17 protein-coding genes and 1 pseudogene are annotated in these 13,927 nt (G+C 37.8%); 5 read left to right on the plus strand and 13 right to left on the minus strand.

The genetic code is table 11. The annotated features are described in order from the left end of the window. Nucleotides 1–102 precede the first annotated feature (102 nt). Together AAH582_RS18140 and AAH582_RS18145 are read right to left on the minus strand one after the other, a co-directional pair. Nucleotides 103–747, minus strand: a complete 645-nt coding sequence (locus tag AAH582_RS18140) for a hypothetical protein (RefSeq protein ID WP_343319377.1) — start codon at nt 745–747, stop codon at nt 103–105. A gap of 13 nt (nt 748–760) precedes the next feature. Continuing rightward, a complete protein-coding gene (locus tag AAH582_RS18145) occupies nt 761–1,303 on the minus strand; it encodes a cysteine hydrolase family protein (RefSeq protein WP_343319379.1) in 543 nt (180 codons plus the stop codon). A gap of 356 nt (nt 1,304–1,659) precedes the next feature. On the opposite strand from AAH582_RS18145, the gene AAH582_RS18150 reads away from it, so the two are divergent. Together AAH582_RS18150 and AAH582_RS18155 are read left to right on the plus strand one after the other, a co-directional pair. Further along, nucleotides 1,660–2,427: a KilA-N domain-containing protein gene (locus AAH582_RS18150; protein ID WP_343322367.1), complete on the plus strand. Its 768-nt coding sequence runs from the start codon at nt 1,660–1,662 to the stop codon at nt 2,425–2,427. Between the two features lie 236 nt (nt 2,428–2,663). Next, on the plus strand, nt 2,664–3,125 hold the full coding sequence (locus AAH582_RS18155; protein ID WP_343319381.1) for a VOC family protein: 462 nt from the start codon (nt 2,664–2,666) through the stop codon (nt 3,123–3,125). Between the two features lie 45 nt (nt 3,126–3,170). Here AAH582_RS18155 and AAH582_RS18160 read toward each other — a convergent pair whose 3' ends face one another. Both AAH582_RS18160 and AAH582_RS18165 read right to left on the minus strand, forming a co-directional pair. Beyond that, a complete protein-coding gene (locus AAH582_RS18160) occupies nt 3,171–4,592 on the minus strand; it encodes a serine hydrolase (protein ID WP_343319383.1) in 1,422 nt (473 codons plus the stop codon). A 277-nt stretch (nt 4,593–4,869) separates the two neighbouring features. Continuing rightward, nucleotides 4,870–5,199 carry a hypothetical protein gene (locus tag AAH582_RS18165; RefSeq protein WP_343319385.1) on the minus strand — a complete coding sequence of 110 codons (330 nt, stop codon included), beginning with the start codon at nt 5,197–5,199 and terminating at the stop codon, nt 4,870–4,872. A gap of 109 nt (nt 5,200–5,308) precedes the next feature. Here AAH582_RS18165 and AAH582_RS18170 point away from each other — a divergent pair, with 109 nt between their 5' ends. Beyond that, entirely contained in the window at nt 5,309–6,106 is a 798-nt protein-coding gene (locus AAH582_RS18170) for a hypothetical protein (RefSeq protein ID WP_343319387.1), read from the plus strand. 102 nt (nt 6,107–6,208) lie between these two features. On the opposite strand, the gene AAH582_RS18175 is transcribed toward AAH582_RS18170, so the two are convergent. The 5 genes from AAH582_RS18175 to AAH582_RS18195 all read right to left on the minus strand — a co-directional run bounded on the left by AAH582_RS18175 (nt 6,209) and on the right by AAH582_RS18195 (nt 9,637). Further along, nucleotides 6,209–6,649 carry a putative quinol monooxygenase gene (locus AAH582_RS18175; RefSeq protein ID WP_343319389.1) on the minus strand — a complete coding sequence of 147 codons (441 nt, stop codon included), beginning with the start codon at nt 6,647–6,649 and terminating at the stop codon, nt 6,209–6,211. Between the two features lie 21 nt (nt 6,650–6,670). Then, nucleotides 6,671–7,324, minus strand: coding sequence for a carboxymuconolactone decarboxylase family protein (locus tag AAH582_RS18180; RefSeq protein ID WP_343319391.1), 654 nt, complete (start codon nt 7,322–7,324; stop codon nt 6,671–6,673). Between the two features lie 84 nt (nt 7,325–7,408). Next, nucleotides 7,409–7,825, minus strand: coding sequence for a cupin domain-containing protein (locus AAH582_RS18185; protein ID WP_343319393.1), 417 nt, complete (start codon nt 7,823–7,825; stop codon nt 7,409–7,411). A gap of 187 nt (nt 7,826–8,012) precedes the next feature. After that, nucleotides 8,013–9,065: an alpha/beta hydrolase gene (locus tag AAH582_RS18190; protein ID WP_343319395.1), complete on the minus strand. Its 1,053-nt coding sequence runs from the start codon at nt 9,063–9,065 to the stop codon at nt 8,013–8,015. Between the two features lie 5 nt (nt 9,066–9,070). After that, nucleotides 9,071–9,637: a sugar O-acetyltransferase gene (locus tag AAH582_RS18195; RefSeq protein ID WP_343319396.1), complete on the minus strand. Its 567-nt coding sequence runs from the start codon at nt 9,635–9,637 to the stop codon at nt 9,071–9,073. Between the two features lie 194 nt (nt 9,638–9,831). On the opposite strand from AAH582_RS18195, the gene AAH582_RS18200 reads away from it, so the two are divergent. Next, nucleotides 9,832–10,728: a helix-turn-helix domain-containing protein gene (locus AAH582_RS18200; RefSeq protein ID WP_343319398.1), complete on the plus strand. Its 897-nt coding sequence runs from the start codon at nt 9,832–9,834 to the stop codon at nt 10,726–10,728. A 75-nt stretch (nt 10,729–10,803) separates the two neighbouring features. On the opposite strand, the gene AAH582_RS18205 is transcribed toward AAH582_RS18200, so the two are convergent. Continuing rightward, nucleotides 10,804–11,253: a right-handed parallel beta-helix repeat-containing protein gene (locus AAH582_RS18205; protein ID WP_430459047.1), complete on the minus strand. Its 450-nt coding sequence runs from the start codon at nt 11,251–11,253 to the stop codon at nt 10,804–10,806. Between the two features lie 33 nt (nt 11,254–11,286). Between AAH582_RS18205 and AAH582_RS18210 the strand changes: the two are divergent. Further along, nucleotides 11,287–11,571: pseudogene (locus AAH582_RS18210) on the plus strand (helix-turn-helix domain-containing protein); the annotation flags it as partial. Nucleotides 11,572–11,634: 63 nt separating this feature from the next. On the opposite strand, the gene AAH582_RS18215 reads toward AAH582_RS18210, so the two are convergent. The 3 genes from AAH582_RS18215 to AAH582_RS18225 form a co-directional block, all read right to left on the minus strand. Further along, complete coding sequence (locus tag AAH582_RS18215) at nt 11,635–12,063, minus strand: hypothetical protein (RefSeq protein ID WP_343319402.1); 429 nt, start codon at nt 12,061–12,063, stop codon at nt 11,635–11,637. A 182-nt stretch (nt 12,064–12,245) separates the two neighbouring features. After that, nucleotides 12,246–12,719, minus strand: a complete 474-nt coding sequence (locus tag AAH582_RS18220; protein WP_343319404.1) for a hypothetical protein — start codon at nt 12,717–12,719, stop codon at nt 12,246–12,248. Beyond that, on the minus strand, nt 12,716–13,909 hold the full coding sequence (locus AAH582_RS18225; protein ID WP_343319405.1) for an RHS repeat domain-containing protein: 1,194 nt from the start codon (nt 13,907–13,909) through the stop codon (nt 12,716–12,718). The genes AAH582_RS18220 and AAH582_RS18225 overlap by 4 nt, the downstream gene beginning before the upstream one ends. Nucleotides 13,910–13,927 lie beyond the last annotated feature (18 nt).

Raw genomic sequence — 13,927 nt, forward strand, 5'->3', positions numbered from 1 at the left:
ACCGAAACATCTGACAAATGAACGAATTTACCGAACAGTATAAACTGATGAAGACTCTGCTATTTTCTACAAGCTTATACTGATACTGAGTTATGTTCAGTCTTACATATCAAGTGCAAAATTCACATTGTCGTTATTCAAATCCTGTAATTTCTTTAAAGCCATATTAGCCTTCTCAGAATCGATGATTTTTAATGCGTGAACACATTTTCGTAACGTTGGCTCCAGCTCATCATCATACCGTCTGTATACTTCTTGGTTTAAAGCGATATTTAAAATGGGGTCTACAAACCTATCGTCAACCAATCCTTTTAACCAAATTAAACTGACGAGGTCCTCGTGCCTACTATGCCAAGTGCCTATAAGGGCTTTCTCAAGAAGATCATAATCATCGGCACCAATTTTCTGCTTTTGCCTTAAATCCAAACTTTCTATCAAAATTTTTTCATTCTCATTTTCAATAGCTATTTTTAATTTGTTTTTTACCTTTAATAGATGACTCAGGATAAAAAAAGTAAGCACAAACATAATTGCCTGAATGATAAACACGGGATAAAGTAGATCCCCTTCGGCATAACGATATCCAAAACTTACAATCGTTACCGGAAATGTAAATACAAGCCCTACGAGAAACCATTCGTTATAAAACGGATCGTCAGGATAAATCGAACATACAGATAAAGTACCTATACTGACATAGGCTAAAGCAATAAAAAATGATATTTTTCTTTCTTTTGTGTACCACATATTGTATATCTACTCATATATAAGTCCCTAAAATAGCATGACAAGATTCAACTTTGATCATACCTTGTGTTGGCGTCATTTCTGACCATAGCCAATTAAAATACTGAATCACTTGTTGAGATAGGATCATGGGTCTATCGGCGGTGGTGTGTCCATCAGCAACTACAGTAATAGAATAGTCCTTCGTCAAAGATGATTTTAGGGTAGCATCCACACAAAAATCAGTAGCACATCCGGTTAAGATCAGTTCGGTCACTCCGTTACTGGTTAATAATGATTGAAGTTCTGTTTGATAAAACGAATCATTGGCTGTTTTAGAGACAGATATGTCTGCGGGCCCACTGATCAGCTCTGGTAATAACGACCAATCTTCTGTCCCCGGCAGAAAACAGTTTTCCTTTGTCCCATCATGCTGTATGAAAATGACCAAATCTCCGTTCTTTCTAAATACCTCGGAAAGTCTGTTTATCCGATCAATGACACCTTTGGCATCATATCGTAGTGTATAGGGCCTAAAACTGCCCAGTTGCATATCTATAATCAGTAAGGCTTTCATTTGTGAACTAGCTTCTATATTATTGATAAATATAAAGAATGTTCATTATTCAACATCAATTATTCAATATCACGTAACTAATAAACAAGCATGTGCCGTTTTGATGTATTCAATATCTTGTAATAAACAGCCTAAAAGTCAGATATTTTAAGGTTTTCTTAAAGTTTTTATTCTGAATCTTAATATACATCGGCTCATTAATTACTACTTTTTTTAGTATATTTACTCGCGTAAAATAAAACTGTAATAGCCAATTATTCCGTCTAGTTTTCTCAAACTGACAAAGAATAACTATCAAATCTAAATGTATGGCAAAGAATAAAAAGATTAATGTATAGGGAAAGGAAATAACAATCATCCTCGACAATGGCAAAGAGTTTATTTCACTTACTGATATGCTAAAAGCTAAAGATGGAGACTTTTTCATTTCTGATTGGCTTCGAAACAGAAACACAGTTGAATATCTGGGTATTTGGGAAAGCATTTATAACCCTCTTTTTAATTATGGCGAATTCGCCATAATTAAAAAGAGGGCCGGACTTAACAGTTATAAAATCAGTGTTAAAGATTGGGTTGAGAAGACAAATGCTATTGGCTTAAAAGCGACCGCAGGAAGATATGGGGGGACATATGCGCATCCTGATATAGCTTTTGAATTCGGCATGTGGATTAGCCCCCATTTTAAAATTTACTTAATCAAAGAATTTCAGCGTCTAAAAGACGAAGAAAATGATCGTTTGAAATTGAACTGGGACTTACAAAGGACACTAGCCAAAGTAAATTATCACATTCACACTGATGCTATAAAGGAAAACCTCATTCCTTCAGAAATTACCAAGCAACAAGCGAATTCCGTTTATGCCAGCGAAGCCGATATACTGAATGTCGCACTATTTGGTATGACAGCCAAACAATGGAGAGATACTAATCCTGACAAAAAGGGCAATATTCGAGACTACGCAATTATAGAACAGTTGGTCGTGCTAAGCAACATGGAAAGTATAAATGCGTTGCTGATCCAACAAGGCCTACCACAAAATGAAAGACTTATACAACTGAACAAAGTAGCGGTAACCCAAATGAAGTCGCTTGTAGAAAATAAGGCTGTTAAAAAATTGAAATAGAAAGGTTTCTTATTTATCCATTCCTCTAACTGGAAATATGATGAGTTTTAAACAAATCTTATCATCAATGCGTTAGATAAGCAATTCTATTTCTTATCCTATGCAAAGTCGATCGAAGAACAAATCTGTTAGATTTGTAAGACTACAAATGATCAAAATTCAGATATAATGGAATAGTGGATTATCAATTGTAGACTATGCTGAAAAAGAAAAAAATAACCAAAAAATATAAAGCTATGCAAAAGATAATTCCAAACCTTTGGTTTGACAGCAACGCGAAGGAAGCCGCAGAATACTACCTATCGGTTTTCAAAGATGGAAAAATAATCAATATTACTTATTACCCGAATTCAGAAAGCGAAGGTCTGGCTGATTTCCAGAAGGATTTCGCTGGAAAAGTGCTTACCGTAGAATTTGAGATTTTGGAAATGCGTCTTATCGGGATCAATGCCGGACCGGAATTCAAATTTAACGAGGCTATCTCACTGATGATCCCCTGCAAAGACCAGACTGAAATAGACTACTATTGGGAAGCACTTACATCGGATGGAGGACAGGAGAGCGTTTGTGGATGGCTGAAAGACAAATACGGATTAAGCTGGCAGGTTTCTCCTGAAAATTGGGAAGAACTCAACAAAAGACCCGGCGCATTCAAAAAAATGATGGGAATGAAAAAGATTATTATTGCGGATTTTTGAATAAAACAAAAAGGTGCTTATGTATTTATATTGGGCATAGTTATGCTATAAACAATTTTCAAATATTGAAAATCCGACAGTAGTGACATCCAAGGCGGCATTAGACAGAATAATAATTGCTTTTTGGGTTTTATCGTCAAATGCAACAAAGGACCTAAATCCACCTGTACCTCCAGAATGATGAAATATCTTCTTACTTCCTGCTTTTTTAATACGCCAGCCCAGTGCCATAATTTGATTGTCATCGGCAAAAGTGATCTGATGAGTCAAATGAATGGCTTTTTTCAGTTTACTTTTTGAACCTAACTGTGCCTTCATAAAAATAATCATATCATCCAATGTAGATCTTATGGCACCAGATCCCGCCAAAGATTCCAAGTGCCAATACGACGTTGGCCTTCCTTTTTCATTGTATCCTTGTACGACCCCGGCATCTTCTAATGATGTATTTTTCATTCCCAAGGGCAAGCAAATATTGTCAATGACCAATTGTCCAAAACTTTTGTTGTTATGTCTTTCTAATGCTACACCTAATACACCCGCGCCTAAATTTGAATAAGAAAACTTAATTCCGGTCTGAGAAGAAACTTTATACTTTTTCAGAAAATGGAAGAGTGAATCAACCTTATAATGACTATATGGATCTGCCATTACGGCATTAGTCGTAAAAATATTATCCGGGAGCCGAGGAAATCCGGCGGTATGATTTGATAATTGCACAAGTGTAATCGGATGACCACGCCATGCTAAACCAGGAATAGAATCGGGCAGATATTTACTGATCGGATCCGCTAATTGCATATTGCCATCAACTACTTCTTTTGCCAATAAAAGTGAGGTAAAAATTTTTGTAACTGACCCAATCTCAAAAATACTTTTGGAAGCGTCTGGAAGTTCCTTGCTTGTCTTAGCTATAGTCCCATAGCTATATTTTCTTTGCCGCTTTCCATCAATTACCGCTAACATAATACCTGCGGTAGCACCCTTTTGAATATACGGCCTGACGAATTTTTCCATCAGCAAATCTATGGAGTCATTTAATGGATTATCGCTCCCCACTTTGAAATTCTTATCTTCTATTAAAAATGGTATTTCCTTAAAATTCATCCTTAGGACCTGTTTCTCATTATCGAGCAGAACAGAAAATAATTGTTCGGAGTTTTCAAATTGAATGGTATAATTATATCCGTTGGTAGTCGAATCAACAAAAGAAAAATGTTGCATTATTCCCACATTTGCCACAAACTTCCGCATTCCCAGCGAAAACTTTTCTTTTGAAATTTTAGATTGATAAGTGGGGGACGATTGCCCGTAAATCTCTTCTGATTTTTTTTCATTAAAAAGTCTTTGAAACTCCTTCATAAAATAATCGTAATCGGCGCGAATAGCCTGGGCAGGTAGATGCAGCACTGAGAACAGAAATAAAACAAGGAGACTGTAAAACCTATAATTTAGTTTAATTTTCATTTTTATGTATTTCAGGCATGTTAAACAAATTAAATATACAATATGTTTAGAGCATGTTCAAAATCGAATAACTTACACTTTATAGAAATTTGTCCCTATTCAAAAATAAAGGCCTATTGTGATAAAGAGAGCGCTGGAATGCAGCGATATACAGTAAATAATATATTTAAAATCTATAGGTACATGACCTCCACTTAATGGGATATTGAAAAATTATCCCGTCTCTTTGTATTTCATAGATATTGGTTCGATCCAATCGTTGCTAAATTTTTCCAATCTAAATGCTACCCCCATCATCAGGGTTCACAGTATTGGACAGAAAATATTTAATTGGACATGGGGTATCTCCTTTCTCATAATATCCCAATAATTCGTTCCCCGGAAAGCATCCAATTTCCAATGCTACAATTTCACAGGCAGATAGGTTGCGCATATATAAAAATAGGCTCGCTTGCGCCGCGATTTGAGGAAAAGAAGGGCTATGTAAGCTGTAGCTGGGAGATACCGAAAAGGTAGAAGGAGTTGCTGAGCTCCACCAAAAGTAGGTCAACGGGCAAGCATATTCGGAAAATCCCTCCTGGTAGGATGGATTGATTCTTGCATTCATGATAAAAGGTTGCATGATATTCGCGCTATTTGACGCTGCACTAGAAAAGTTTTTGTGTACTTTTAGTATGGAGAATGGCATAGGAGATAAGCAATAATTTATTCAAAAAATGGGTTATAGAAGTTATTTATATTTAAGAAAAAACAATAGAAATTTATACATCTTTGAGGCAAACAATTCTTTGCCATTTTTTTGGATTGCACTTATAAATAAAACAATATTAAAAAAATACTTTCAGGATTGGCAAAAGTCTCTAGCGGATCAAGAAGCCCGCAACCAACAAAAATTTGAACAATTTTCAGAATACAATCCCGACAGTATTACTATAAGCGAACAGGCTTTAAATATAAACTCGTCGAAAAGCAGGATATTTTTACAAAAGCATTTTCCAGAAACAATTCCATTATTTGATGATTTTATCACTTATATCAAAACGCAATTTGAAACCGATGACAAGCTTGAAATTGACATCACTCAATTGTCCGCATTCTACAATTCGCTAAACAATTTCTATCACATACTAGAAAATGAATTGACCGCAATAGAAACAGATAATCCCGCCGACATAAATTTTTTGGCAACTGAAGATTTAATAGGACAAGGAACGGGATTTGTGATGAGTGACAACAAAGAATTTTCATCATTTCCGTCTTATCAGAAAGAACTCAAAAACAGAAAAACCGCGGTTATTGTAGAAGAACAAAAATTGAACAAGAAATCTCTGGTAATTGCCGTTGTCTTATTTCTGTTATGCCCTGTTTTTTCAGTAATTGCATACAAAATGTATAAAGACGAAGGGCTTACGGGAATGATCGCATTAATAGGAATTTTAAATTTAGGGTTTTATGGTTTTTCGATTTGGTCTCTAAAAAAAGAACTCAATAACTTTCTTGGAAAAAGGACTTGACTTTGCCAAATCATGATTGACTATAGCGGGAGTAGACATCATACTAGAAAGTATAATTATTGACTAAAGCACTGATACGCACCCCTACCTCATCATTAAGATCTATTCTTTCAGTTTGCTAAATAGCTGTGTTGCGGTTTTCAAATCCAATGCCTCCATGTCCACAAGCTTTAATGCTTTGACCATGTGAAGCGTACCGATCTTGTGCTTTTGAAAGTGTTCGGTTTTCAAATGGGACTGATAGGCTTGCTGATCTTTGTACATTTCCAGTATTCTTACCTGTGTTGGATTATCTTTTTGGAACATGGGGAAGATGGCAATTACGCCCGGTTCAAGCCTTACGGATGCTTCCGCTTCTTCTTTCAGTATGATCTTGTAGTGTTCTACATGCTGGGGATGTATTTCGATTTCTGAAATGCGCACCATTATGTCCTGCTGTTGAGCCTGGGCAGTATGGATCATGCAAAAAAGCATTGCTGTTGCCAGTATAACCTGCAACGAACATCTAACCCAAACAGGGTACTCAAAAATATTTTTATACATATTATAAATGTTTAATAGTTCTCACTTTTCTATTGTAGAAATAACAGTTCTTGCGGTTTCGGCCCGCTCCTTGCCTACTGTTTTTTCAATAACTTCGAACAGTGTCATTATCTGTCCTACTGTAATGCCTGTATTTGATCCCATTCCGATATGCGCCAGCAACTGTCCCTCTGTTCCCGCCATTGCCGCTAAAGCAGAAATTGTAACCAGTTCCCTTTGCTGATAGCTAAGCACATCACTATTGAAAATATCGGCAAAAAGATGTTCTTTCAGGAAGGCATCTATACGTGGTGCAAACTCTCCGAAACCGGGAGCAGGTTTTGCCTGTGCTGTCTTCGTCAATGTCTCCAGCACTTTTCGCCCCTGTTCGTATCTGTCGGCTGTGCTGTTCTCCGCTACGATTTCCTTTCCAATATTATCCGTTATGCCTTTTGCTTTTCTTTCTTCCAAAACGGTTTTGAATATATTGAGGGCATTGAGGCTTCTTGGAAAACCACAGTAGGCATATAGTTGGACCAAAGCTTCTTTGATTTCATTAATGGAAACTCCCGCATCGAGAGCAGCGTTTAACTGTACTTTCAGGTTTTCGAGACCTCCTGTAGCGGTAAGTGCTGAAATAACAACTAAGCTTTGCTGCATTGCATTCAACCTATCCGCACTATTTTGTGCATTCATTTTATTTATTTTTAAGAGGATAATAGCAAAAAACAATATCCATTTTAGGAATTTAAATTTGTGCATAATATCGAATTCTAACTGCTACTTAACCGCTACCTTATATTCTCCATCAGTAACAGGTTCAAGCCAGATGTTCTCGTTTATTTGCGGATTACATGCCACACCGATATGTGAAAACCAGCTATCGGGTGCAGCTCCATGCCAATGCTCTACATTTGGCGCTATCTCAACTACATCTCCGGGATTTAATCGGCGGGATTTTTTTCCACGCTCCTGATAATACCCTACCCCTCCTATACAAATAAGTATCTGACCTCCTGTGTGCTTATGCCAATTATTACGGCAACCGGGTGCAAAGGTGATGTTATTCATCGGTACATTGAGGTCTTTGTTGGATGTGAGCGGTGCATTCCAGGATTTTCCGCTAAAATATTGTGCAAAGCCTGTGTTTTCATCTCCCGTTGGGAAATCACTGATTTTTGGTACTGTTGTCTCCATTTTATTTGATTTAATCTGACTGAATGACTGTGTACAAGTAAACAGTACAACAATTGTTAGGATAAGAAGTTTCATTTTGTCCATTCAAAGTAACTGTTACATTCTCCGTTCCCAATGCAGCGGGCAAAGCTGCTACACAGAACGGAAATCCACCCTAGGATTGTCAAAAGGCATCTTCTCATATCTTTTAATTTAAATATTCCCTAAAGAATGTTTCCAACTTGCCGAAAGGAATTACACCAGTTCTGTCGTATAAATCAACATGGACAGCATTCGGGATAATAAGTAGTTCCTTTGGTTCAGATGCCGCTTTAAAAGCATCTTCGCTAAAATAACGGGAGTGCGCTTTTTCACCTGCAATGATCAAAAGCGGCCTTGGCGATATCTCTTTGATATAGGTTAATATGGGCATATTCATAAACGACAATGCATTCGTTGCATTCCATGCTCCCGTTGAATTAAGTGAGCGCTCATGAAACCCTCTTGCTGTGCGATAGTAATCGTAATAATCTTTCACAAACTGTGGTTCATCGCCTTTCAGTTTTTCGGGATTTAATAGTGGTCCGGAGTGAAAGCTTCCTGCTTCCGCATCTTTCCAGCGTTGCTCGCCCAATCGTTCCAATGTTTTTGTACGATCTTCTAGTGTAACAGCATCATTATAACCTTTCGACATGACCCTTGTCATATCGTACATACTGGTCGTCGCTACGGCTTTTACCCTTTTGTCGATTGCAGTCGCATTTAACGCGAAGCCACCAAATCCACAGATACCAATGATCCCAATTTTGCTTCGATCAATATTTTTCTGTATCCCGAGGAAATCTACTGCCGCACTGAAATCTTCCGTGTTGATATCGGGCGAAGCAACGGCGCGAGGTTCCCCGCCACTCTCTCCCGTAAAAGAGGGGTCAAATGCTAAAGCTGCAAAGCCACGTTCTGCCATTTGGTTGGCATACAATCCTGAAGACTGCTCTTTTACCGCTCCGAATGGGCCGCTAATGGCAACTGCGGCCAATGGCTCAATGCCCTGTTTTTTGGGAAGGTAAAGATCTCCGCTCAATATTATCCCGTAACGGTTTTTAAAACTCACTTTCTGACGGACTACTTTATTACTTAACTCAAAGGTATAGTGTTCTGTTGCTGTCTTCATTTTGCTCAATTTATTACCTGATTTGGTCTGGCTGAATGCCTGTGTAAAAACGGCCATGATCATAAGTATAGTTAGGGCTATCTGTTTCATTTATCTTAGATTGATTTAATAATTTTTGCCGGTACCCCTCCCACAATCGTATTATCAGGAACATCTTTTGTTACGACCGCTCCTGCTGCAACTATCGCATTTACGCCGATGGTGACGCCCGGCAGAATACTTGCATTTGCACCGATCCATGCATTCTTTTTGATATGGACATGTCCGGGGACAAGAGACTGCCGATCCGCTGCGGCTATGGGGTGCCCTTCTGATAAGATATTAACTTTCGGGGCAATGAGTACATTATCTTCAATTGTAATGCCTCCTAAATCCAGTAACGTACAGTCAAAATTGATAAACACATTTTTTCCTATACGGGTATTTTTACCATAGTTGATATACAGCGGAGTAAAAACAGTAACGCTTTCATCGATCTCGCTGCCTGTTATTTGGCTTAGAAAGCTTCTAACTTCCGTAGGATCAGCGCTGTTGTTCATCTGAACGAGGAGCTCTTTTGTCGCGTGTGCGGCTTCAAGCATCTTATAGGCTTGCGGATCATTGGACAATATCATCTCTCCATTTCGTAACCGCTGAAAAATGTCTGTGGAGTTTAATTCCATATATTAAAGTAATTTTAAGAAGCACCATCATATGGAGTATAGTTTACCTCCACCATGCTTATACAAATTTCTTCTTTTAACCAGGTTGATTGTTTATACAGGATACGGATTTATTTACCAGTTTTACAGATTATGCCCGATCATGGAAAAAACAGATTGAGGTTTAGTAGATTTGAGTTCAAATTTATTATGTTATGGAGCAGGTCGATAGATATGATACGGTCAAGCAGTACAATGACAGCATGGGGGTAGACACCTTGCATCCGCTAGTCAGTGTCGTCAATTTCAATGAAATACCAACTGTTCAAAATTTCCGGCGTTATATGGGCATTTATGCTGTATTTCTGAAAAATATTAAATGTGGCGATATGCGGTATGGGTGTCAGCCCTATGACTATGAGGATGGAACATTGGTATTTGTATCGCCCGGACAGATTTATGGAATTGACAGTAAAGGTGTTGCCATAAAGCCATCCGGGTATGGACTTGTCTTTCATCCCGACTTTATAAAAGGAACCAATCTGGGAAAGCATATAAAAGACTATACCTTTCTTTCTTATGAAGTGAACGAAGCACTGCATTTATCCAAAAAGGAGCGCAAAACCATTGTGCATTGCTTTGAAAAAATAGCGGAAGAAATTGATCAGAATATCGACAAGCATAGCAAAACATTGATCGTTTCCAATATTGAGCTTTTGCTAAATTATTGCCAGCGTTTTTATGACCGGCAGTTTATAACAAGAAGCAATGTCAATAGTGATATTCTGGTACGGTTTGAGAAGTTGTTGAATGATTATTTCAAATCAGACAAAACACTTTTACTGGGACTTCCCTCGGTCAGTTATTGCGCTGATCAGCTACATCTTTCACCGAATTACTTCGGGGACCTTATCAAAAAGGAAACAGGAAGCACAGCATTGGATTACATACAAGCTAAATTGATAGATGAAGCGAAAGAAAAAATCTTTGACCATTCCAAAAGCATTAACGAAATCGCCAGTGAACTAGGCTTTAAATATCAGCAGCATTTTACGCGCCTTTTTAAACAAAAAACGGGAGTTACACCGAATGAGTATAGGAATTTAAATTGATAAATCTAACAGCACAAACTGTAAAACGTACAGCAGGAAAAGTGGTCATTCTATGTCGACGAAAAAAGGGCTCATTTATTTCCTTATAAATAAGCCCTTATAATCTATTCGAACTTTCGTTTCCTGTACAATATCGTCAATCACTTGCAACGGATCCAAATCGGTTCCAAGATGGTAAAATACGATACCGTATTCACTCTTATCTGAGATACGATTGCCAGTGATAATATAATTGCTGCCGCCCCCCATACAATGGATACCATAACTATTATTGCCGATAAAACTGGAGTTGGTACAGGTAAATCCTATACTCCGAGCGGTGGTCGTAATTGAATAGCCAAAGGACAGGTCAAACATGCTGCGATTTTGGTAAAAGCGGCAATTGTCAACAGACAGGTAATTTGTCCGAATACAGAGTATACCGCCGCGTGTCGCATTAAAGACTTCACAGCGGTCGAATGAAATTTCGCTACAGTCGGAAATATACACATTGTGATAATAGGTTCCACTTTCTCCTTGTGGAATTTCAAACTGACCGAAACCTAGGAAAAGGACTGGTCACAGTCACAGCTGGCCACCAACAGCGGCGTATCCCGCGAGATGATCGGCAAGTACGAACGTGGGGAAGCTGTACCCTCACTCGATGCAGCAAAGAAGATTGCCAAGGCTTTTGGTGTCACACTGGATTATCTCGCCGGGGAGACCAGCGACATGGCCTTTGACCGTAGAACAGTGGAAAGGTTTCAGGATATTGAAAAGCTCAGCGAGGATAAAAAGGAGCACGTATTTGCCTTACTAGATGCATTCCTCGCCAAAAGCAAGATGCAGGCAATACTCAAATAAAACAACAACGCCCAATCTTATCGGATTGGGCGTTGTTGTTTTATATTACATATCACAAGCCAATTAAGGAACGAGACTATAACCATCTTCTTTTTTACCAGCCTTATTAAGTAAACGCATATATTCCTTATTATCTAATGGATAGTAAGCTAATTTTATAGATTGTAAACTATCCGAAACTTTAACTTCCTTCCATTTAAGATAAAAAAAAGACAGCGTATCTCGATGAAACCTATATACAAATAGGGAGAGTCCCTTCATCGTGTTCAACGTATCGGATCTTGTTTTAAGTCTATTTTTATCCTTTGCGATGACTGTATATTGATTGTCATCCGTAACACCCCAATTAAGTGTATTTATATAAACTTTTTCACCAGTACTTGACACAAGTTCTTTAGTATTGAGAGTATCCTCAACAACATTACAGCCATCGAACAATATCATCAATATAGAAATCAAACTAAACAATGTTTTGTTATTTTTTCGTTCCATAATTAATACCTTGTAAAATTCGACGACCAGAATAAGATTTTTCACCATCGTATGGGGCTGGACCAAAGGATTTCCGCACATCCCATAACGATAAGAAGATAGATCAAATGCTGCCTCCGCCAGCGGATACCACGTTCCATCTTCCTATTTCAGCATCGCGAAAACGTGCCGCGTAATCGTATTTACCTTTGTTTAGCTTCTATAGTAGCTTTATATTTTTTTACAATATAGTCGTAATCGTTAGTTTTATGATAAACGTCATCCATTGATTTTTTATCACCCGAAAAATAACTTAAATAGGTTATTTTTTTTTGATCTGGTAATTCCAGCGTTCCTAAAGTACCAACTGTCACCTGCTTGTTTCCATTATCCTTCACCCCATTATTTTGTATTCTTTTTCCTGTTTCGTCAACTTCTACCAAATCTATAATGTCGTCTGGAACATATTTACTGAAAATTATGCCATCCTCTGGCGTATAAAATACTATCTTATTATCCGTTTTTTCAAACTTGCCTCTATTAAATTCTTGACCATAAAATATCCAAATTTCACCTTTATATGATTTCGGTATAACAAGCTCTTGCTTTGTAAACTTATTACTGTTACACGACATAAAAAGGAATAGGAAACACACAATTATCAATTTATTTTTCATTTTGTTAATCTATCAAATTGCTCGAGAATTTTTTTATTCCATTCTTCTACTGGGATTGTCTGTTTTCCATTTCTCACGCCAATAAAATTTCCATTCTTATCAAACTTCACACTCATATTGACATTAAAAATATTCACGTCTGCACCACCCATTAAAGTCAACACATTCCCTTCCTCTTTACTAGCACCTAAAAAAAGTCTATTTCCAGATTGATCTTCCACAAATGCTTCTGTTGAGGGGAAATCATCTCCGTAAAAACTAGCTGAAATATTCAAATTATCTCCAGATTCTTTCATTACAAAATAAGCCCATATATCCAATGCCGGAGTAGCAAACTGAGGTGTCAAGGGATCTTTTGCCGTATAAGAAAATTCAAACGCACCTTTCCTACTATTTTTATCTCGATTATGAATTTCAAAAGATGGATTTGCTATTTTTTTCTCTTCAATCTTACCATTACTGTCATATTTTACAGTAGCATCAGCGCTAATATTTGCACCTCTATATTGTCTCATTTCACCATCGAATACAAAGTTGAATTTGGTTCTTGACGTTGCTCCAGTTAAGTTAGGCCCCGAATCTGCGGTTGACGGTCCTCGCCCATCACCTCTAAATTTTTTAGCGTAAAAATCGCTTCCTGCTCTTGCTGTAGAAATGAAACTTCGAACCCATACTGGCCACGGCCAAGCGCCATCTGGATCTATAAACCTAATCGGGTTATTGAATCCGTACATATAAGGAGACAAGCGTCTGCCTTTCTCCGCCAGCGGATCTATTACATTCCATCTTCCTATTTCAGCATCATAGAACCTTGCTCCGTAATCATACTGATCTCCAAGCTCGCCTTGGATCTCTTTGCCATTATAAAGATAATTATTATTTCCGCCTGCTACAACCTTACGTTTTCCAAATGGATAATAATTATCACGCTGTGCCACATCAATAGTTGTCGCACCACGTTTAAGCGTAGCCCGTACATTACCAAGATGGTCGGTTAAATTATAATGGTATACATAATTCGTCCCATTTTTCTGAGCATAGCCTTCCGAATTATGGATAATATCAATAGCACCGTTATTATATTCGATACCCCCCACATAATCCCTGATCGTAGTAATAGCATTAGGCGACGTTCCAATCTTCGATATTTTCTGAAGCTTAACCCCAGCTGCATTATATAGGAATGCCACATCTGTACCTGCTTTTTA

This window comes from Sphingobacterium multivorum (genome assembly GCF_039511225.1).
Taxonomy (GTDB): domain Bacteria; phylum Bacteroidota; class Bacteroidia; order Sphingobacteriales; family Sphingobacteriaceae; genus Sphingobacterium.